We start from the raw sequence: 21523 nt of genomic DNA on the forward strand, positions 1-21523 counted from the left end.
AGATAAAAACCAGTTCAAGCCGCATTTCTAGCACTCCGCCCGTGCGGTCTGGGTCTATTGACAGGAACTTCATAGTCGGGAAGATTCGGCCACAGTCACCGTGACGTGAGTAGACCGTACTTTCTCGGCGGGTGGCGTGCAGTCGGTATCGGAGAGGGTGACGACATGAACTCACGAAGCGAGTCGGTACGCACGATTAGGTTGGCTCAAAGCGGACCGGGGCGGCGGTGGTGGACGCGAACACTTGGCGTTCTTTCTATTCTCGCTTTCGCGCTCGCGCCGCTGGTTATGCCGCCAGTTGGTGCTTCTGCAGCCGTTGGTGACGGGACGCTGACGGTGAACGTGATGCGGACGTTCACTGAATCCGCGACGTATGACGCCGTGAACGACGTCCCGCAGGCGGGGATAAGTGTCACCGTGACTGACGCGGCCGGTAATTCTGAGACCGGAATCACTGATGTCGGTGGCATGTATGTGCTCGGAGCCTCTTCAGCGCTCGTCGGCGGCAAATATCGTGTCGAGATATCTATCCCCTCGAGCATGGACTATCTGGAGCCCGCGTTCGCCAAGCTTGGGGGGAGCTATTCGTCGTTTGTGAGCTTTGTTGATGTCTCTGCAGGTGCTAACGCGACAGTCCGCACAGCGGTTTGGAATCCGGCAGATTATGCACAGGTGAACCCGCCGTTGGCGGTTCCAATCCATCCGCAGTATGCGACGGACAACCGTGCTCTCGTGCGCTGGTTGCCTGAGGAACGTGGTGAGGTTACCCCGCAAGTTGTTCAGGACGAACCATCTGTGGGTGCGGTGTATGGGACGGCGTTCCACAAGGCGACAAATCGGCTGTTCAGTGGCGCATATGCGAAGCGACACTTTGCGTATGGTCCCGGCGGTGCCGGAGCAATCTACGTCTCAGATGCGAACGGTGGACCGGCTTCTGTATTCGCCACCGTTCCGAACGCAGGGTCGACTGCTCACACTGCGAACACCCCCACGCAGGACTACGGCTTCTTCGCTGTACCGGGAACGGAGTCTCTTGGGGATATCGAAATCAACGAGATGGGCACGATTCTCTACGCGGTGAATCTCGCTGACAAGCGCCTGTATTCCTTCAGCGTTGCTGATGGGGCTCCAGCGGGCGACTGGGCGATTCCCGACCCTGGTTGCGCGGGTGGCGAGTGGCGCCCCATGGGACTCGGCTTCCGCGACGGGCGGCTCTACGTTGGCGGTGTCTGCGACGCGATGGCTAGCCAGAACGCGGCCAATCTCGAGGCCGTCGTGTGGGTGGTCGACGAGGATGCTCCCGGAACCTTCACGGAGGCCTTTGCGCACGGTCTGCAGATGCCGCGGGGTGCCATTCATCTCCCATACACGGGAGCGATGAACGAGTGGAAGCCCTGGATCAACACGTTCGCGCTCTCGAGCTACACGAACGTCACATACTACGCCCGTCCGATGCCCATGCTCTCTGACATCACGTTTGATCGTGACGGGTCTATGATTCTCGGCTTCCGTGATCGTAACGGCGACCAGACGGCTTGGGCGACGAACTCTCCAGACAACGGGGCGAGTGGCCTCTTCACCAGCATCAGCGGCGGTGACATCGTTCGCGCCTGCTACATGCCGAGCCCCACTACCTACGATTATCAGTGGGAGGGAGAGAACGGTTGCGCTGCAAATGCGACGCAAGCTAACGGTGGTCAGTCTGCGAACATCGTTGAGTTCTTCCCGGGGGAGTCCACAGCAGGTTTCCACCAGGAACCGATGCTCGGATCCACCGCCGTGCTATACCGAACAGATCAGGTTGTCAGCACCTCCTACGACCCAACCAACATCATCTATACGCAAGGCGTGCAGTACATGTCGTTGTCTGACGGCAGTGGTGCGTATCTGAATGGCGCGGCGCGCGGTAGCAACTTCGGTAACACGGGCATCGGCAAGGGCACGGGCCTCGGTGATCTGACGCTCCTCGCCAACCCAGCTCCACTCCAGATTGGCAACGTGGTCTGGTTCGATAGCGACCGCGACGGTATCCAAGATCCCGACGAGCAGCGGCTGCCTGGGATCGTGGTCAACCTCCTCCGTGACGGAACGGTTATCGGCACGAGGACCACCGACGCCAACGGCGAGTACTACTTCTCGTCGATCGACGCAGACCTGGGCGGTGAGTTCGTCCCGAACGGCGGTGACTACGAGGTCGAGTTCGTGAAGCCGACCACCGGCACGCTCACTGTCGATGGCCAAACCCACAACTGGACGGATATTCGCTTCACGACTCATGACAGCGGCTCAAAACGCAGCATTGACTCCAACCCCGATCCAGCCACTGGGCGAACGACCTACACGGCGGGCGGACCTGGACAAGACGATCACACGCTGGATGCGGGATTCGTTGTGGTTCCTGCTGATCCTGGTTACGAGCACACGAAGACGAGCGATCCTGTGTCGGGTTCGACAGTAGTGGGAGGCTCGACGATCACGTATACCCTGACGGGCACGAACACGGGGGGAACGGTTCTTGATCCGGTCGAGATCGAGGACGACCTGTCGAAGGTGCTTGACAACTCGGCGCTGGCCGGCCCCCCGACGTACACCGTGTACAGCGCAAGCGGTGACCCCGTGTCGACTGGGGAGGCAACCCTCACAGCCAACCTGCTCACCTGGTCTGGAGCGCTTGAGGTTGGCGAGTACGTCGAGGTGGTCTACAGCGTTGTCGTAGACTCTGATGCCCAGGCGGGGGTGATCCTCGAGAACCACATGTCTTCATCGGCGACGCCGCCGGACGAGGATCCGATTGAACCGCCGGACGTGATCACAGAGCACCCGGTCCCCGGCTATGCGCACTCCAAGGCCAGCGATCCGGCTGCTGGTACGTCGGTGAGCGCCGGAGACTCGATCACCTACACGGTGAAGGGCGAGAACTTCGGAGCCACTGTCCTTGAGCCCGTTACGGTGCAGGATGACATGGCCGAGGTGCTCGACAAGTCAACGTTGGATGGTGATCCTGTATTCACCATCTACAACGAGGACGACACCGAGTCGTCTTCGGGAACCGTCGCTCCGATAGGCACCATGCTGGTGTGGAACGGTGTGCTCCAGCCGGGGCAGCGTGTCGAGATCGTCTATACGGTCACCCTCGATGATGACGTGGAGGCCGGCGCCACCGTCCGAAACCACATGTCCTCGTCAGCTACGCCGCCGGGCGAGGACCCCATCGTCCCTGAGGACGAGACTCTGGATCACCCGGTGCCTGGATTCGCCCACTCCAAGACGAGCACCCCTGAGTCGGGGTCACCCGTGATGCCCGGTGACACGATCGCCTACGTCCTGACGGGTAGCAACACTGGTGGTACCGTTCTGGATCCGGTTCGCTTGTCAGATGACCTGACGGATGTCTTCGAACACGCGACGCTTGTCATTGCTCCGACGTACCGGATCCTCGATTCCTCCGACTCGGTCGTCTCCTCCGGTACTGTCCCGATCATCTCCCAGAAGATCTCGTGGGCTGGCCAGCTCCAGCCGGGCCAGCGCGTCGAAATCAGCTACATGATCCGCCTCAAGACGCAGGTGACGTACGACCAGGTCACGATTGGAAATGAGCTCACTTCCTCGGCGACGCCGCCCGGAAAAGACCCGATCGATCCGCCACCCGCGACGACCGAGCACCCGGTGCCTGGCTATACGCACTCCAAGATCAGCAACCCCGAGAGCGGGGCGACGGTCGGAGGCGGCGACACGATTACCTATACGGTCACCGGGTCCAACACAGGCGCGACCGTCCTTGACCCGGTCGTGGTGACGGACGACTTGGCCGATGTGCTCAACAACGCGGCCCTCACAGCGCCCCCGGTATACACCGTCCTCAATGGGGACGGCTCGGTCTCCTCGACAGGTGAAGCAACCGTGACGGGTACGACCCTGACATGGGCGGGGGCGCTCGAGGTCGGCCAGCTCGTGAAGATCGTCTACACGCTCACGATCAACGCAGACATCGCACCAGGGACCGTTGTCAACAACCACATGTCTTCCTCCGCGACACCCCCTGGCCTGCCTCCAATCACGCCTGTGGACGTGATTACCGAGCATCCTGTGCCCGGATACGAGCATTCCAAGACCAGTGATCCTGCATCCGGGTCAACGGTTGTCGGAGGCGATGACATCACCTATACACTCACCGGCACGAACACCGGTGCGACGGTTCTCGAGCCGGTGGTCATCACGGACGATCTGTCGAATGTCTTGAACAACGCTGAGATGACCGCGGCGCCGGTGTTCACGATCTTTGACGCTGATGGTTCTGTGGCCGACACGGGTAACGTCGCCGTGCTCTTCGGGACGCTGCTGTGGTCAGGCTCACTCGATCCTGGCCAGTACGTGACGATCGTCTACACGGTCACAATCGACGGGGATGCTCCTGCCGGCACGATCGTGAGCAACACGCTGTCGTCGTCCGCAACGCCTCCCGGGGAAGACCCGATCAAACCCGATGACGAGAACACCGAGCACCTGGTGCCTAGCTACTCCCATTCCAAGACCAGCGACCCTGAGAGTGGGGCAACGGTTGTCGGAGGCGATGACATCACCTATACGCTCGGCGGTGTCAACACGGGCACGACAGTGCTTGATCCGGTCGTCATCACGGACGATCTCACGAACGTGCTGAACAACGCGGCTATCACCTCCGCCCCCGTGTACACGATCTACGACGAAGGCGGTGCCGAAGTGTCGACGGGCTCGGTGGCGGTCAGCGGCACGACGCTCACGTGGATGGGCGTCCTGCAACCGGGTGAGCACGTCGAAATCGTCTACACGGTCATGATCAACGAGGACGTTGCACCGGGCACGGTGGTCAACAACCATCTGTCGTCCTCGGCGACGCCACCGGGCGAGGAGCCAATCGTCCCCGCGGACGTGGTCACCGAGCATCCGGTACCCGGATACACGCACTCCAAGGTCAGTAACCCGGTGTCAGGAACCACCGTGGTAGGTGGTGACGACATCACCTATACGGTGACGGGCACGAACACCGGTGCGACAGTTCTTGATCCAGTCGTCATCACAGATGACTTGTCGAACGTCTTGGATCATGCCGTGCTCGACGGTGAACCCGTCGCTACGGTCCATAACGCCGACGGCTCAGTCGCCTCCACAGGCAACGCAGAGCTCGACGGCGAGACGCTGACCTGGACGGGTTCCCTTGAGCCTGGACAGTACGTGACTGTCGTCTACACCGTCACGATCGACGCCGACGTTCCCGCAGGGACCGTGGTGAACAACCACCTGTCCTCCTCCGCAACACCTCCCGGTGAAGAGCCGATTGTTCCTGAGGACGTCATCACCGAGCACCCGGTACCCGGATACGAGCACTCCAAGGTGAGCGACCCTGTTTCCGGCACCACAGTCGTCGGTGGGGATGCCATCATCTACACGGTGACCGGCACGAACAGCGGAGCAACTGTGCTGGACCCGGTGGTCATCGTGGATGATCTGTCGAGCGTGCTCAACAACGCAGCCGTGACCGCGGCCCCGGCCTACACCGTCTACAACGACGACGGATCGATTGCATCGACAGGGAGCGTTCCCCTCGACGGCACCAGCCTCACCTGGACAGGCCGACTTGAGGTCGGCCAGCATGTCACGGTCGCCTACACGGTCATGATCAACGAGGACGTTGCACCGGGCACGGTGGTCAACAACCATCTGTCGTCCTCGGCGACGCCACCGGGCGAGGAGCCAATCGTCCCCGCGGACGTGGTCACCGAGCATCCGGTACCCGGATACACGCACTCCAAGGTCAGTAACCCGGTGTCAGGAACCACCGTGGTAGGTGGTGACGACATCACCTATACGGTGACGGGCACGAACACCGGTGCGACAGTTCTTGATCCAGTCGTCATCACAGATGACCTGATCGCGGTACTGAACCACTCCGAGCTCACCGCCGGGCCGATGTACACAGTGTTCAATGCTGACGGAACTGTCGCTGCTGAGGGCAGCGCGACCAGAACGGGCACGATGATTACGTGGACTGGTGTGCTCGAGGTCGGGCAGCGCATCGAGATCGTGTACACGGTCACGATCGACGCCGACGTTCCCGCAGGGACCGTGGTGAACAACCACCTGTCCTCCTCCGCAACGCCTCCCGGTAAAGAGCCGATTGTTCCTGAGGACGTCATCACCGAGCACCCGGTACCCGGATACGAGCACTCGAAGACCAGCGATCCCGTCGGCGGGACCACGGTTGTGGGCGGGGACGAGATCACCTACACCGTGACCGGGCGGAACACGGGCGCGACAGTCCTTGATCCCGTCGTGATCACCGACGAGATGTCCGATGTGCTGAATAACGCAGTCGTCACCTCCGAGCCTGTGTACAGCGTGTACAACGCTGACGGTTCGGTTGCGTTGACCGGCACGCTGCTGGTCGATGACACGAAGATGACGTGGAACGGTGTGCTTGAAGTCGGCCAATACGTGCAGATCGTGTATACGGTCACGATCGACCGGGATGTTGCTCCTGGCACCGTGGTCAACAACCACCTCGCTTCATCGGCCACCCCTCCAGGGAAGGATCCGATCGTTCCTGAAGACGTGGAGATTGCGCACCCAACCCCAGGCTTCGAGCTGATGAAGTCGGCTGACCCCGCAAATGGAACCCCCGTGAATCCCGGCGGAACCATTACCTACACGGTCACTGGCACCAACACAGGAGGCTCCGTTCTCGACCCAGTCGAGATCGAAGACAACCTGTCGGACGTGTTGAACCACGCCGAGCTGCTTGCTCAGCCGCGATTCACGATCCAAAATGCCGACGGGTCAACGGTTTCTACTGGACGTGCGGCCATCGACGAGGCGAAGCTCTCGTGGACCGGGACGCTGCAGCCCGGCCAGAGGGTCGTGATCGTCTACACCGTCCTGGTGGAGAGCGACGCGGCGGGAGTAGTGCTAAACAACGTCGCTTCTGGTCAGGCAACGCCGCCGGATCTCCCGCCGATCGTCCCGCCGCCGGCGGAGACTGCGCACCCCGTGCCCGGCTACGTCATCACCAAAACCAGCGACCCGAAGTCCGGGTCCAAGGTAACGGGCGGCGACATCATCACCTACACAGTCACTGCGAGCAATATCGGAGCGACGGTACTTGATCCGGTGATCGTCACAGATGATCTGTCAAAGGTGCTGAACAACGCCACGCTGGTCGGTACAGTGCGTGCTTCGACTGGACAGCAACCATTGCTCGACGGTACGACTCTCACTTGGGTCGGTGCGCTCCAGCCCGGTGAAAAGGTGATCCTCGAGTACCAGGTCAAGGTCAAGGCGGGCGTTACAGGAGTGACGCTGATGAATACGGTGACCAGTCAGGCAACTCCGCCCGGACTCACGCCACTCAACCCGGCACCTGCCTCGACAGAGCACATCGTTCCGCCGCCGCCTCTTCCTGAGACTGGTCTCGACGCCGTGGCGTGGTCTGCCGGATTGGGGCTGGCGGCCCTGCTGATCGCAATGGGCGTGACCTTCATGGTTCAGCGCCGGAGAGCAACCTCCGAACGCTGAAGGTTGCAGGGGGAGGAGTAGAAGCACCACAGTCCTCCCCCTGCAGCCCCTGAGCAGACGACCGCGGGCTCTTCCCGCTCAGTCTGCCGCTCGGGCGCGAACCTTCCCAGTTCTAGCTTCAACAGCCTCTCCCCAAGTGGCAGGGGTACGGCATGTTCGAGGGACGGGCATGCCGTACCAGCACGAGAAGCAATAGGTGAAAATGAGATGAAGAGAATCGTCCTCACCCGGATCGTCGCGCTGCCATCGGTGGCCTTCTTCTCAGGGCGCGCAGTCCTAGCGATCCCCACCGAGATCCCAGAGGACGTCGCGACATGAGGCGGGTCATTGCAGCACTCGCCATGTTCATGGCGTCCGTGTTGCTGTTCACCGGATGTGAGTCCGGATTGTCGGACGTGGGAGAGCCGTTAACGATCGAACAGTCCGAGCTTCTCGCGCAGACGCGCTTCCAGATCGCGAGCCGCGGCACAGTTGTGATGGACATCAGCGTTCTGCCCGCCGACGACATTGATCACCTTGATCTCTCGGTTACCGTCGATTTCGACGATGCGGTTGCTTGGGGAGTGATGATGCGGGGGCCCGAAAGCATCGCCGTGTCCGAAGAGGTCGCGTTCACACCTGAGACGATTGCCACAAGGGAAGGCGATCGCTGGCAGTCTGTCTCCTTCGACAACGGGGCGATTAGGGCATTGGCCGTGGTGTTCGCACTAGCCTCTGATCGACCGGAGAACGCATTGCTTCTCCGCCAGTCAGGTGCCACATATCTGGGAACAGTAGAGGTCGATGGTGAGCAACAGTCGGTCTTCCGTGTGCCATCCGACGACATATCTTCGAGCAGCATGACCAGGCTTTGGCTTGACGACCAGGGGAAGCTGCGTCGACTCGACACCGGCGGTGATCAGCAGTTCGTCATTCTGATGACCGATGCACAACCTCAACCCCGCCCGATAGGGCTCGAAGGAAGCCACAGCAATTGACGAAGTAGCTAGCCGACCCAGATCTCCGCAAAGCGCAGCGACGGTCGTGTGGTAATGACGGGGGACACGGCGAACCTCCCCATGCGCCCCGCGACCGGAGCACGAGTGGCCCGGCAGGCCGCGCGACCGAGATACTGCCTTCAGCGGTGACCATGTTCGGGGCGTGTACACCCCCGCACGCTAGTACTGGTGTACACGCCCCGCGGCTCCGTGTCTTCCGACTGGACGCTCCGCAGGTCCGAAACGAACGCGCGTGCAAGGCCCCCCGGCCAAGCGAGCCGTCTCCCAAGCTAGCTTCCGGCAGCCCCAAGTCAGCCGCCGATCCAGAACAATCACCCGCGATTTCATGCCCGACTAGCCGGTGAAGGTTGGCGCCCACTTGGTTGCAAACGATGGAAGACTATCGCTATGACCCGCGTCCCCCCGGCGGTCACGATTCCCAATGCCAAGTCCGCCAAGTCCGCCATGTCTGGTCTGACAACTAATGACTGACCAACCGCCATCCGACTTCGAGCTCCCCGAGGCCGCTCCAGGCTTCTTACGGCGGCCCCGTCTCGAGAATCTGATCGAGCGAGACCCACACGTGCGAGTTGTGGTGATTCATGCACCCCACGGGAGCGGAAAGACGAGCTTCATCTCGGACTGGGCGCGGCGAAGCCCGACCCCGGAAGAGGTTCTCTGGATTGCCCTCGGCAACGCAGACACACCTGCCGACCTTCACAACAAGTCACTCCGAGCCTGTCAAGCGATGATGGAACGAGATGCCACTCGTACCGTCATCGTGGACGACTTTCATCTCGCAGATAGTGCCGACCAGCATCGGATGCTCGACGCGGCGCGTGATGGACGCTTCGGTCGTGTCGTTCTCGTAACTCAGCAAATCGACCCTGCGTTGCATGCGCTGTACAAGGTGCGAGATTCCATGCAGGTGATCTCCGCTGAGAACCTTGCGTTCTCCCTCGGAGAGGTGGCTGAACTGCTCGCGTGCGAGTCGGGGGGCTCGCATGACCAGGCGTACACGGTACACACAGCTACCGGCGGGCAACCGATGCTGACGCGGATGCTCCTCAACGACCAAGGGGTGAGAGCCGAGCACATTGTCGGAGAGTGGCTAGCCCACATCGTTCCGGCCGCGGTGAGAAGTGTCGTGCTTCGGTGGAGTCTCGCACCCCTGATGGATGAGTCGCTGGCAACAAGACTCACACCAGGCATCGAAGCGACCGAGGCACTGGACATGGTCGAACAATGGGGGATGGGAAAGAGCGACCCAGAGGGAGTTTTCGCATTCCATCCCACCGTACTCACCGCTGCCCGTCGTATCGCTAGCCGCGAAGTATCAGCGCGAGAACAAGAGGAATTGCGTCGAACGTCGCTCGCATGGCTGTTCACACACCCCTCGCATTCCCAACACATCACCTCAGACCTGTTCCGCTGGTACTACCCAGAGGTCCCGTACTCTGCCACCGGGCATCCTCCTCGGGATGCGATGCAACTCAACATTGCTCCCGCCGTAGAACTGTTGCCAAGCAACACGCTTCCCGCAGACCACAAAGCCAAGACAATGCGGGCGATTCTGCAATCCGTCGACGAGCTCGTGCCGTCCGTGGAAGTGCTTGCCATCGTGCGACAGAGCGTAGACCACCTGCTCATGCTTCCACCCGAACGAGATCGAGAAGCCGCGGTGTATCGTGAGCTTGCAATCTTGTCCCTTCTGTGGAGCGCGAAGCGCTACGGAGAGTGCGCCGCCCGCCGAGACGTACTTCTGCGCGCGGCCCGGGAACTCGACCCTCATTTGGCCAGCGGCGTCTGGCCGGCTACATATTCCGGCCTACTCTCTTCGAGCGTTGCCTCCACGCTCACATGTGACATGACAGGTGCGGAGGCGCTCTTGCTCGCTCAGGGGGCCGACCACGACCCGCGCCGACGCGCTCGACGCCGCATCCAGCACGCTTTCATCCTCGCCATGCGTGGTGAGGTGTCGCGAGCCCGACACCTGCTTGACGCCGAAAGTGTTGACCGCACCGGTGCGGCTGAATGGGACGTTCGCCTCGCGGTCACCCAGGCAGCGATTCTGCTTGAGTCAGGCACTGCGCACGATGCACTGCGCGTTCTGCAAGGTGTCGAGCCAGACCTCGCTCGCTCACCCGACTGGCCATACGCGCTCATCGTGACCGCTCGATCACATCTCGCGATCGACCCAATCCTTGGTGCCGTCGAGCTCAGCCGCCTCATGGCTCAGCACGGCACCCGCCCGATGACTCCGGAGCTGGAAGACCTCTTGCGGTCCGCGCTCGCAGACCTGGCTGCCGCATCTGGTGATGTGGTGCGAGCAAGGAAACTGCTAAATGAGGGTAGTCAGCTCCGCATCGCGCAGCGCCTCACTGCCGCACGGCTCGGGCTAGCACACGGCGACCGATCAGCTGCATCCGACTTGGAGCGACTACTGGAGGACGACGATCTCTGGCCGCGCCTGCAAGCCCAGGCCTACCTACTGCTCTCGGTATATCGCTATCGCGCCGGCAACGAGGTGTACGCCGCGGACGCGTTGAAGTCTGCACTCGCGATCGCTGACGGCCACGGGATCAGACTAATTCAATCGCTCGTCCCGAAGAGCGACCTCGCAGCCATCGCTCAGGGCGCTGGCCTGGCCTTGCCACAGAATGTGAATCAGACGAATCCGATGGAGAGCGCGTTGTCGGCAGTCACGTTGACACAACGAGAGTCCGTGCTGCTCCATCACCTCGCGACGCCCATCCGTCTGCGGGATATCGCTGATGAGGAGTTCGTCTCGCTCAACACTGTCAAGTCTCAGGCCGCGAGTGTCTACCGCAAGCTCGGTGCAAAGTCGAGAGAGGCCGCAGTTCGCGAGGCCCTGCGACGGGGGCTGTTGAAGCCGTAGGCGTGCCCTGAGATGGATGGTGACCAGGGGTCAGATTGCGGGGGACATGGCTGAGGGTGACACCCTGGAACACACCCCGATCGGCTTGGATCGCCGGAGTTCGGACTCTTGCGTGCCCCCGATGCTGTTTCTCTTCGGCGGGCGATCAAGCAACGAAGCTCGCCAGATCAACGGTGGTCCGTTTCGCGGTCGGTATCATGAGCCGACTTATGATTGGAACGGAGTCATGCATCGGTGAGATCGTGGCGGGTTGAAACCTCGTCTCGGTCTTGATCCGCCCGGTGCGAGCGGCGCCATTTGACAGGATGCGACCTGTTCGTATCGGCGTCTGATGTGGTTCATCGGCGAAGATCCGCCACAGGACTGTGCCAGGCCACAGCGACAGCAGAAGAACTGGACGAAGGAGCAGGAGCATGAATCTCAAACTGGGGTACAAGGCGTCGGCTGAGCAATTTGCCCCACGTGAGCTGGTCGAGCTCGCAGTGTCAGCGGAGGAGAACGGGTTCGATTCGGTGGCGACAAGCGACCATTTCCAGCCGTGGCGGCACACGGGCGGGCACGCCCCGTTCTCGCTTGCGTGGATGGCTGCGGTTGGTGAGCGCACGGACCGGGTGACGATCGGCACGAGCGTGCTGACTCCAACGTTTCGGTACAATCCTGCTGTCGTCGCCCAGGCGTTTGCAACGATGGGATCGCTGTATCCGGGTCGTATCTGGCTTGGAGTGGGGACAGGCGAGGCCCTTAACGAGATAGCCACCGGGTTCCAGGGGGCAGGTGAGCAGGTCTGGCCAGACTTCAAGGAGCGCTTTGCGCGACTGCGTGAGGCCGTGCGCCTCATGCGCGACCTGTGGTCAAGTGATCGGGTGAGTTTTGACGGCGAGTACTACTCAACTCACAGCGCGTCCATCTACGACCGTCCTGACCTTCCCATTCCGGTGTATGTAGCCGCCGGTGGTCCGCTCGTCGCCCGCTATGCAGGACGGGCAGGCGACGGGTTCATCTGCACATCTGGCAAGGGGCGTGAGCTCTATGAGGATGAGCTGATTCCCGCTGTCAAAGCGGGTGCGGCGGCGGCCGGCCGGTCGTTTGAGTCGCTGGATCGGATGATCGAGATCAAGCTTTCCTATGAGGAGACGATGGAAGCCGCGATGGAGAACACGCGGTTTTGGTCGCCCCTGTCGTTGAGCAAGGAGCAGAAGCATGACATCACTGATCCCGTCGCGATGGAGCGCGCCGCGGACGCGTTGCCGATCGAACAGGTCGCGAAGCGGTGGATTGTCGGTGATGATGCCGAACAGGTGGTTGGTGTGATCGGGGAGTATGTTGATATGGGGTTCACGCACCTCGTCTTTCATGCCCCGGGGAACGATCAGCGTCGCTTCCAGCACTTGTTTGCGCGTGACCTTGCTCCACGGTTGCGTGCTCTGTGAGGCGTCAGGTGCTCTCAGCTGTCTCGGTTGCGATCGCGCTTGCTCTCGTCTCGGGCTGTTCGACGACGCCTGGAACGTCGTCGAACACCGAGACTGCAGCGACCAGTAGCCCGCAAGAACAGGATCGTTATCCGTTGACGATCGATGACTGCGGTATGGGGGTGACGTTCACAAAAGCACCTCAGAGAGTCATCGCGATCAAGTCAACATCGATCGAGATGATGATGGCGCTCGGGGTTGATGATCGGCTCGTCGGCGTTGCGTTCCCCGATGGTCCCTACGCAGAGCAGTGGTCACCAGCGAAAGCGCCGACGCTTCTCGCCGATAAGCTGCCAAGCCAGGAGAGCGTGATTGGTCTTGATCCGGATCTTGTTTACGCCGGGTGGGAGTCGAACTTCTCGGCAGACGGTGCCGGGGAGCGTGAGACGCTACAGCGACTTGGTGTTACCACCTATGTTGCACGGACTGCGTGCACTGATCCCACCTATGCAGCATCTCCTCTCGCGTGGGCGGATATCTGGGCGGAGATCGACCTGGCCGGCCGAATCTTCGACGTGCCGGAGCGTGCGGCCGTTCTGGTGTCTGATCAGAAGAGGCGCCTGGCAGCAGTTACACCTGATCGCCGCGAGCTCACCGCGCTGTGGTACAGCTCGGGAAGCACCACTCCGTATGTGGGCGCTGGTGTCGGGAATCCGCAGCTCGTGATGGATGCCGCGGGCTTGCGGAACATCGCCGCGAACGTTGACGAGCCCTGGTCGAGCATGTCGTGGGAATCGATTGTCGCGGCGGATCCAGATGTCATCGTGCTGGTGGACTCGGCATGGGGGTCGACAGCAAAGAAGATCACACAGCTCGAGTCTCATCCGGCAACCGCCAACCTCACCGCCGTGAAGCAGCACAGATATCTCATCGTTCCGTTCGCAACGGGGGAGGCTGGCGTTCGCTCGGTGGAAGCGGTGGAGACCCTCGTCGCACAGCTGGCTTCGTTGCCGTGAAGTCATCGTCCGTAGCCAGCGTTGCGGTGGTTCTGCTTGTCGCATCGGTGATCGTTGGTGTTGGGTTTGGGGCGGCGGGGATTGCACCATTCGATGTACTTCGCGTCGTCGCTTCTCATTTCGGCGTGGACTCAACGGGAATCCCGGCTACCAGCGACGCGATTGTATGGGAACTGCGTTTGCCGCGGGTGTTGACGGCTCTCTTCGTCGGAGCGGGGCTGGGGTTGTGTGGATCGATCATGCAAGCTGTGACTCGGAACCCGCTTGCCGACCCGTACCTGCTCGGTCTGTCGTCGGGCGCATCGGTCGGTGCGGCCGCGGTAATCGTGCTCGGATGGGACTTCGTCCTACCCGTCGCAGCATTCGCCGGCGCGGTTCTTGCCCTTGCTGCAACTCTCGCGCTTGCCGGCCCGGCGAGCGGAGGCATTGCTTCGGGTACGCGCACAGTGCTGGCAGGTGTTGCAGTTTCCGCGCTGCTTTCCGCCGCAACGAGTTTGATGATCTTCTTGAGTGCTACTGGCGATACATATCGCGAGATCCTGGGTTGGCTTCTCGGATCGCTCGGGGGAGCCGATTGGGGAACGGTACTCGTAGCAGGATGCGCGGTGGTGATCATTGGTGTGCCGCTGCTGGTGGCTGCGCGTCCGCTGGACGTTTTCGCGTATGGAGACCTCACAGCGCGTTCGCTCGGTGTTCATGTCGGTCGGGTGCGATGGATCCTGCTTGCGGCGTGCGCGCTGCTGACCGGAGTGCTCGTTTCGGTGAGCGGGTCCATCGGGTTCGTCGGGCTGGTCGTTCCGCATGCCGTGCGCCTGGTTGTAGGTCACGCACACCGGATTGTTCTACCGATGTCTGCGGTGGTCGGTGCGCTCCTAGTGGTGTGGGCGGACACTCTTGCGCGCACCGTGGTCGCACCTCGGGAGATACCGGTGGGCGTCGTCACCGCTCTGCTCGGGGCACCCGCGTTCGCCATCCTCCTTATACGTGTGAGGAAGCCCGCGTGAACGCAGACTGGTCAACGGCGGCACTATCGCTCGCCCATAACGGCCGAGCGATCCTCGATGGGGTGACTCTCGCTGCACCTGCCGGGGAGATCACGGCCATCATCGGCCCCAACGGGGCCGGGAAGTCAACGTTCCTGAAGCTCATAGCGGGGCTGCAGGTCCCATCTGCCGGCGAAGCGAAACTGGGCAACAGCTCCGTGAGTTCGATGCGTCCCCGCGACCGTGCTCGCAGTATCGCGTTCGTGGAGCAGAATCCCGAGACGCCGGCGGATGTAACGGCGTCTGAGATCGCGCTTCTGGGGAGGGTGCCATACCAGTCGCTCCTCAGTGGCGTCACCGAGGAGGACCGAGCGCTCGTGAGGTCAGCGCTGCGGCGTACGGGCGCGGATACTCTCCGTGACCGTGTCTTTGGGACGCTCTCGGGCGGCGAGCGACAGCGTGTTCTGCTCGCGCGTGCACTGGCCCAACAACCTCGGCTTCTTCTGCTCGACGAGCCGACCAACCACCTCGACATTCGCGCTCAGCTGGAGACCCTGACTCTGCTGCATGGCATCGCCAATGAGGGTGTATCTGTCATCGTGGCACTCCACGATCTGAATCTGGCCGCTACGCATGCGAATCGGCTCGTCGTCCTCGCGGAGGGTCGTCTGGTTGCGGCTGGCCGTGCGCGAACGATACTCACTGTCGACCTCATCCGCGAAGTGTACGGCGTCGACGTCGACATCATCGATCGTGGCGCCTGCCCTCCTGCCTACGTGTTCGCGAGCCTCACCGGCGATGACGCGGTGGGACAATCAATGTCATGAGCGCCGTGCAGTTGGAACAAGCATGCCCGTCCGAGTTGAATCCCCTGATCTCCACACTTGCGCGGGTTCATCGAGCTCGGGGGGATGAGATGCTTCGCCCCACAGGTATCAGTGCCGGACAGGAGCAAGTGATCCGTCACCTCGCTGCACGGTCACCGATCCCACAGAACGAAATCACCCGATTGCTGGGGGTCGAGCCCGCGACTGCGGCCCGCACTTTGGCGCGTATGGAGAAGTCCGGGGTTCTGCACCGAACTCGGTCAACACAGGATCGTCGTGTCGTCATGCTGGAGTTGACGGAGCAGGGCAAGGCAATCTGTGATCCCGTTGCCGACGTGTGCCATGCGCTTGAAGCGGAGACACGACGTGGCATCTCAGAGGATGACCTCGCAATCTTTACCCGCGTAGCCCAGCAGATGACACGCAACTTGGAACGGCGTTAGTATTCTTCAGTCGGCTTATGAACGAGCAGGCTGAGCGAACGGGGAAGACGCATGACCAATCAGTACGCGCAGTTCAACGACGCGATCGTCTCGCAGTTCCGGGCGAACAACGGGCATGTGGATCGCTTCGGGGACAGCCTCATCCTTCTTCACCACATTGGTGCAAAGAGCGGAGCAGAGCGTCTCACTCCTGTGATGAGCATCCGCGAATCTCCAGACGCCTGGCTCATCTCCGGCTCGAAAGCTGGTGCATCGGACAATCCCGCTTGGTACCACAATCTGGTCGCCAACCCCGATGTCGTCATCGAGGTGGCGGGAGAAGGCCCGCTTCGAGCGCGAGCGACTGTCTTGCAGGGCGATGAACGCGACCGCCTCTGGGCGAAGTTCACGGCGCTGAGCCCGGGCTTCGCCCAGTATGAGCGGATGACTGATCGGGTGATCCCTGTCATCCGCCTCGTGCGGCGAGGAGCAGCGTGAGATGACGGACTACAAGCACGACCTCCTGTTCGGCACCTTCCCGACGCCGTATGCGGACTTTCCGGAAGTTCTTCGCCTTGCACGGGCGGCTGAGCGTGCCGGGTTTGACATGGTGTCAATCCAAGATCACCCCTACAACACCGAGTTCTTTGACACACTGACGCTCATCGGTCAGCTCGTGGCACGCACCGAGAAGATCCGTTTCGCGGGGGGTGTGCTCAACCTCCCGCTTCGTCCCCCCGCAGTATTGGCGAAGTCGATCGCGACGCTCGATGTCATCTCTGGTGGTCGCATCGAACTCGGTCTGGGCGCCGGCGGCTTCTGGGACGCGATCGTCGCATACGGTGGGGATCGGCTCACCCCTGGCGAGAGCCTGAAAGCACTCTCTGAGGGTATCGACATCATTCGAGCGCTGTGGGACGTCAATGATCGGTCGAGGGTCCGTATCGAAGGTGAGCATTATCACCTCGTCGGTGCGCGGCGAGGCCCGGCACCGGCACACCCGGTTTCGATTTGGGTCGGTGGCTACAAACCGCGGATGCTGCGACTGATCGGTTCCAAGGCTGACGGTTGGTGGCCGAGTCTCGGACGGACACCGCTGTCGGAGATTCCAACCATGAACGACGCTATTGACTCCGCGGCAGTCGCCGCAGGTCGGGATCCGAAGGATGTTCGTCGACTCGCAAACCTAACGGGCCAACTTCAGAGATCTCCGACCGACTACCTGCTCCAGGGGCCACCTACGCAGTGGGTTGAGCACCTGACGTGGTTGGCGATCGAGCACGGATTCTCCGCCTTCATCCTCGCTGGGGACGACTCGACCAATTACGAACTCATTGGCAACGAGATCATTCCCGCGGTACGAGAAGCGGTTGCGAAGGTGCGCGGCGCCGACGCGAACTCGGCGTGAGACAGATGCGGACCTCTCTGGAAGGACCGTCAACAGCAGAGACCAGCGAATGCTGATCCGGCCACGCACGGGGGCGTCGATGAGTCGGGGATCATTGCTCGCTTCGCCGGGCCGCGCGAGGAAGTACGCAGGAGTACGCATATCGCGCGAGGGTCGGATTACGGAAACTTGAGGCCAGTGATCTCCGCCTCTCCTAGTGAGGTGCGCTCGTCGGGGCGTTTGGAGCACTAAGTAGGTTGTGCGGTCGACGATCAAACTGCCAGCGGCGACGTCGAGCCGAGCGCGAAAGGCGCTACCACGAGAAAAGAGAACTGGGGAAGCGATGGGGGCTCTGGGCGGCATCGGTGTGTTCTGTTCGGTCATCGGATATAGCGGTGCCGTGATTGCGGTCGGAGCCGCTGCGGTTACCCTGTGGGCGGTGGTCGCTGACGAGGGTGGCTTGGCTGGTGGTGGGGCTGGGACCTGGGCTGTGGCGGCGCTGGTGAGCATCGCTGCGGTGCTGAACGGCTCATGGGTCCCAGTTCTCATCGCTTGGGTGGCGTTGCCGACAGCGCTCGTGATGGGGGCTATTGCGCGAACAGTGTTCGTAGCGGTCGCGAAGTCGAGGGCTGAGCGTGAGTGGCGCAAGGGCGCTGCAGTATCGGCGACACGGCCGTGACCTCTGGAGTGGGAGTCTAACCCCTGACCTTGAGGGTCACGTTGCGATGAGGCTCGGCGTGAGGGTGGCCCAGGGGCCCAGGTCGCGGCTAGTCGACTGGGGCGGGCACCCTGGACCACATTTCGATCGGCTTGGGGTACCGGAGTCCTGACCTCACGTAGCCCCCGCTACGCTGTCTCCCTCCGGGGCCGACCGGCGCTCACCAGTCCCGAACTGTGAGCATGCTTCGAGCATGCCGCCTCGCAGGACTGCACGGAATACGCATATGTACGTACCTTGCGCTGCTACGAGGTCAAGTGGCCGACCAAGTAGCGCCGCCTCGATCGGGACGCGCTGCGGCACCAGTTCATGTAGGTAGGAGTACGTATTGAGACCCTTCGTGTTTCCAGGTCTGATGGACGTCACCGACTGGGACAGTGGCGTGCTTCGAACGATCACGACGATCTCAGTTCTGATCGAAGCGAGGAGAAACATGGGAGACGTTGCGGCGATTGTGGTGTTCCGGGACAACGCCAAAACCTTTGAGGCGAAATCTCGGCTCGGTGATAACGCTGGGATCCTGGGGATCGTGGCTCTGGCCCTCGTTGAGCGAGATGCTTCGGGCAGCATCCGCATCCCTGAGGGCGGAGATGCCGGTGGCGGGGCTGCCACGTTTGGTGGTGGCCTGATCGGGCTCTTGGTAGGCGCGTTGGGCGGCCCAGTGGGTGCACTGCTTGGTTTGACTGCGGGTGCCGTCGGCGGCGCAATCGCTGACGCCGAGCGGGATGGCAGGGGTCTTGGAGTGATCGAAAGTTTCGCGAAGCTCATTCCGGTCGGCGGCAACGCTCTCATTCTTGAACTTGACGAGACGTCTCGCGCATCGCTCGACCAAGCTGTGGGTGAACTTGACGGCACGATTATGCGCCGTCCTCTCGACGAGGTGCTGAGTGAGTTGGAGGCGGAGGATGCTGCCGCTGAAGCGGCGCAGAAGGCCGCGAGGCGAGAACTCCGCGAGCAGAAGCGCGTTGAGCGCAAGGAGAAGCACTCCGAGCGGATCGAGAAGCTCGCTTCGAGGCTGCACCGCGGCAAGAACGAAAGCTAGACCTCAGCTGCACTCCAGAAGAGGAGTACTGGGGCGTCAGTATCTGGCGTCCCAGTCCACGTTGTACATGAGTGCCGCCGTTGAATGTCGACGTCGTGAAGAGAAGGCTACCGAGTGAGGGGAATACCATGCTGATCGGTTTGGAAGAACACTACGTGGATGCTGCAGTGTCTCGCGGGGCCAGCAGCAGATTTGCGGTCGAGGGTGGGTTCCTCGCGAACATCGTCAGTGAGCCCCCGCGTCGGCTCACTCGCCCACAAATCGAGAGCACAGAGCGGGCGAACGATCTGGTGTACGACACCGGGGAGGGGCGCATCGCCGCGATGGATGCCGAAGGTATCGATGTCCAGATTCTCAGCCTCTCGAACAGTGCCGCTACCCAGTACATCGGAGGCGACGAGATCGTCGCGATCACGAGGCAGGCGAACGATGACCTCGCCACAAGTGTCGCGGAGCACCCGGACCGATTCCGTGCCTTCGCCGGTTTGCCCTGGACCGATGTCGATGAGACAGTGGCCGAGTTGCACCGAACGGTCGAGGAGCACGGGTTCGTCGGAGCCATGATCTGTGGCACGGTTGGCGGACAGTTCCTGGATCAGCCGCAGTTCGAGTCGGTCCTGGCGGCTTTCGCGCGAGTCAAGAAACCACTCTTCCTTCATCCCAATGTTCCAAACCCGGCCGTCCGGGCCGCCTACTTCGAGAACCTTCGTAACAACGAAGTGAGTGCGCTCCTGGCCTCTTACGCCTGGGGATGGCACAACGAGGCCGCGATTCATCTGATCCGAATCATGCTGTCTGGAGCATTGGATCGTCACGCGGATCTGCGGCTGATCACCGGGCACTGGGGCGAGACTGTTCCGTATTCACTCCAACGACTCGACGATGCGCTCCCACCCTCGGTTACCGGCTTGGACCGAACTCTCACGCAGACCTTTCGCGACCAGATCTATGTGTCGCCGAGCGGTCAACTAGGTGATGAGTACCGCCCGCACTTCAACTTCGTTCGGGAACTCATCGGGATCGATCGAATGCTGTACTCCTCTGACTATCCGTACTTGAACTTGACGGGGACCAAGGACTACTTCGCCTCGCTCGGGCTCAGCCAGGAAGACCGCGATAAGTTCACTCACATCAATGCTCAACGGCTCCTCGGAATCTGACTTCGCCGAGGGGCGCCACGCCACGCCGCGTCGCCCGAGGCTCCCGAGCGACTCGCCATCGGACTGGGGCACCGTGACGAGCGCAGCGATATGTGAGCCTCCATTTGAGATGGGGTCATCGCTGACCAACACGGTGGCGACATCTACTTGTGGTCGATCCGTACTACGGAGACGAGTGAGCGACAAGCGCGTACTCGGATTGCTCACCGTTGTTGCTTGTGTTTACGAAACCCGTCACTGGTAGCGGGAACGATTCAATTGTGTCAATGAATTCTTGAATCGCAGCGAGCTGCTGAGGTGTCATCTCCGTGAGGACGGTCTGAGCCGTGACTGTCACGGCAGCGCTGTCCCGTGCGACCTTAACTTCGCTAGAGATGCTCTCTCCTCGCCCAACGAAGTGCTCCCCGAGCGATTTGAGGGCTGCATGTGTTGACCGTGCTTCTGCAGGCATCGGAAGCTGAGTCTCAAAGTTGTTGTACGGAGCCAATGAGTACCAGATGTCTACACCCCTCGCGGATGTCCATGGCTGGGCACTGAGTTCACCTGCGTATTGAAAACTGTCCTCAAGTGCGGTATCGATTGCCTCCGCCGATCCCAGATCTCGACTGACCTTGGGCGAGATGTGAACGCTGGGAACGTCAGTTTCTTCTTGATCGACCGTCTCCGGCGAGTCTGAGGTGACTCCTACCCAATCTGCGCGATTGTCGTACGCCAGCCCTGCAATTCCTTCCAGAACGTCGTCAGTAACCGACAACGCCGCGCTCGGAGGTGAGGCAACGAAGCGCGTTGTGTCATGCCTAGTGCCGGACGAACGGATGGTCATTGACGAGCATGAATCGAGCGTTGTATCCCGCGCGGCCTCGGCGCCTGCCTGCGCGACATCGCGGAACTCCTCAGGGCTGAGCCTGGTGGTCAACTGGATCTCGAACGTGCATGACCATCCTGAGAAGGGAGTGCTCTTCATCTCAACATGCACAGTGCCGTCGCTACCGAGCACCCGCTCGACCGCATTGCGCACCTCGCGAGAATTGGTCATCGCGATCGTTGAACTGCACCCCGTGAGCATGAGCAGTACGGTACTTATTGCAGTAAGTCTGACGAACTTCATGGTGCCAACATCGTATGCCGGGAGGCG

At 61.5% G+C, this 21523-nt stretch carries 13 protein-coding genes; 12 read left to right on the plus strand and 1 reads right to left on the minus strand.

All coding sequences use genetic code 11. The annotated features are described in order from the left end of the window. Window positions 1–165 precede the first annotated feature (165 nt). From ACIQJ5_RS00730 to ACIQJ5_RS00785, 12 genes are all read left to right on the plus strand, one after another. The gene (locus ACIQJ5_RS00730) at window positions 166–7548 is read left to right on the plus strand and encodes an isopeptide-forming domain-containing fimbrial protein (RefSeq protein WP_402839825.1); all 7383 of its coding nucleotides are present in this window, start codon (window positions 166–168) and stop codon (window positions 7546–7548) included. A 314-nt stretch (window positions 7549–7862) separates the two neighbouring features. Further along, window positions 7863–8525 (plus strand): hypothetical protein, encoded by a 663-nt coding sequence (locus tag ACIQJ5_RS00735; RefSeq protein WP_402839828.1) that lies wholly within the window; start codon window positions 7863–7865, stop codon window positions 8523–8525. Between the two features lie 748 nt (window positions 8526–9273). Continuing rightward, on the plus strand, window positions 9274–11424 hold the full coding sequence (locus ACIQJ5_RS00740) for a LuxR C-terminal-related transcriptional regulator (protein ID WP_402839831.1): 2151 nt from the start codon (window positions 9274–9276) through the stop codon (window positions 11422–11424). 413 nt (window positions 11425–11837) lie between these two features. Then, window positions 11838–12854 (plus strand): glucose-6-phosphate dehydrogenase (coenzyme-F420), encoded by a 1017-nt coding sequence (gene fgd, locus ACIQJ5_RS00745; RefSeq protein ID WP_402839834.1) that lies wholly within the window; start codon window positions 11838–11840, stop codon window positions 12852–12854. Between the two features lie 8 nt (window positions 12855–12862). Next, window positions 12863–13849, plus strand: coding sequence for a putative F420-0 ABC transporter substrate-binding protein (locus ACIQJ5_RS00750; RefSeq protein ID WP_402839837.1), 987 nt, complete (start codon window positions 12863–12865; stop codon window positions 13847–13849). A 26-nt stretch (window positions 13850–13875) separates the two neighbouring features. Beyond that, complete coding sequence (locus ACIQJ5_RS00755; RefSeq protein WP_402839840.1) at window positions 13876–14853, plus strand: iron chelate uptake ABC transporter family permease subunit; 978 nt, start codon at window positions 13876–13878, stop codon at window positions 14851–14853. Next, window positions 14850–15659 (plus strand): ABC transporter ATP-binding protein, encoded by an 810-nt coding sequence (locus ACIQJ5_RS00760; RefSeq protein WP_402839842.1) that lies wholly within the window; start codon window positions 14850–14852, stop codon window positions 15657–15659. The genes ACIQJ5_RS00755 and ACIQJ5_RS00760 overlap by 4 nt, the downstream gene beginning before the upstream one ends. Further along, entirely contained in the window at window positions 15656–16102 is a 447-nt protein-coding gene (locus ACIQJ5_RS00765) for a MarR family winged helix-turn-helix transcriptional regulator (protein ID WP_402839845.1), read from the plus strand. The genes ACIQJ5_RS00760 and ACIQJ5_RS00765 overlap by 4 nt, the downstream gene beginning before the upstream one ends. A gap of 51 nt (window positions 16103–16153) precedes the next feature. Next, entirely contained in the window at window positions 16154–16579 is a 426-nt protein-coding gene (locus ACIQJ5_RS00770) for a nitroreductase/quinone reductase family protein (protein ID WP_402839848.1), read from the plus strand. Between the two features lies 1 nt (window position 16580). Beyond that, window positions 16581–17489 carry an LLM class flavin-dependent oxidoreductase gene (locus ACIQJ5_RS00775; RefSeq protein WP_402839851.1) on the plus strand — a complete coding sequence of 303 codons (909 nt, stop codon included), beginning with the start codon at window positions 16581–16583 and terminating at the stop codon, window positions 17487–17489. A 1052-nt stretch (window positions 17490–18541) separates the two neighbouring features. Then, a complete protein-coding gene (locus ACIQJ5_RS00780; protein WP_402839853.1) occupies window positions 18542–19228 on the plus strand; it encodes a DUF1269 domain-containing protein in 687 nt (228 codons plus the stop codon). A 128-nt stretch (window positions 19229–19356) separates the two neighbouring features. Further along, window positions 19357–20388: an amidohydrolase family protein gene (locus tag ACIQJ5_RS00785; RefSeq protein WP_402839856.1), complete on the plus strand. Its 1032-nt coding sequence runs from the start codon at window positions 19357–19359 to the stop codon at window positions 20386–20388. Window positions 20389–20551: 163 nt separating this feature from the next. Here the strand turns inward: ACIQJ5_RS00785 and ACIQJ5_RS00790 are convergent, their stop codons facing one another. Then, window positions 20552–21496 carry a hypothetical protein gene (locus ACIQJ5_RS00790; RefSeq protein WP_402839859.1) on the minus strand — a complete coding sequence of 315 codons (945 nt, stop codon included), beginning with the start codon at window positions 21494–21496 and terminating at the stop codon, window positions 20552–20554. Between the last annotated feature and the right edge of the window lie 27 nt (window positions 21497–21523).

Source organism: Microbacterium sp. GXS0129 (assembly GCF_044769785.1).
Lineage (GTDB): Bacteria > Actinomycetota > Actinomycetes > Actinomycetales > Microbacteriaceae > Microbacterium > Microbacterium nymphoidis.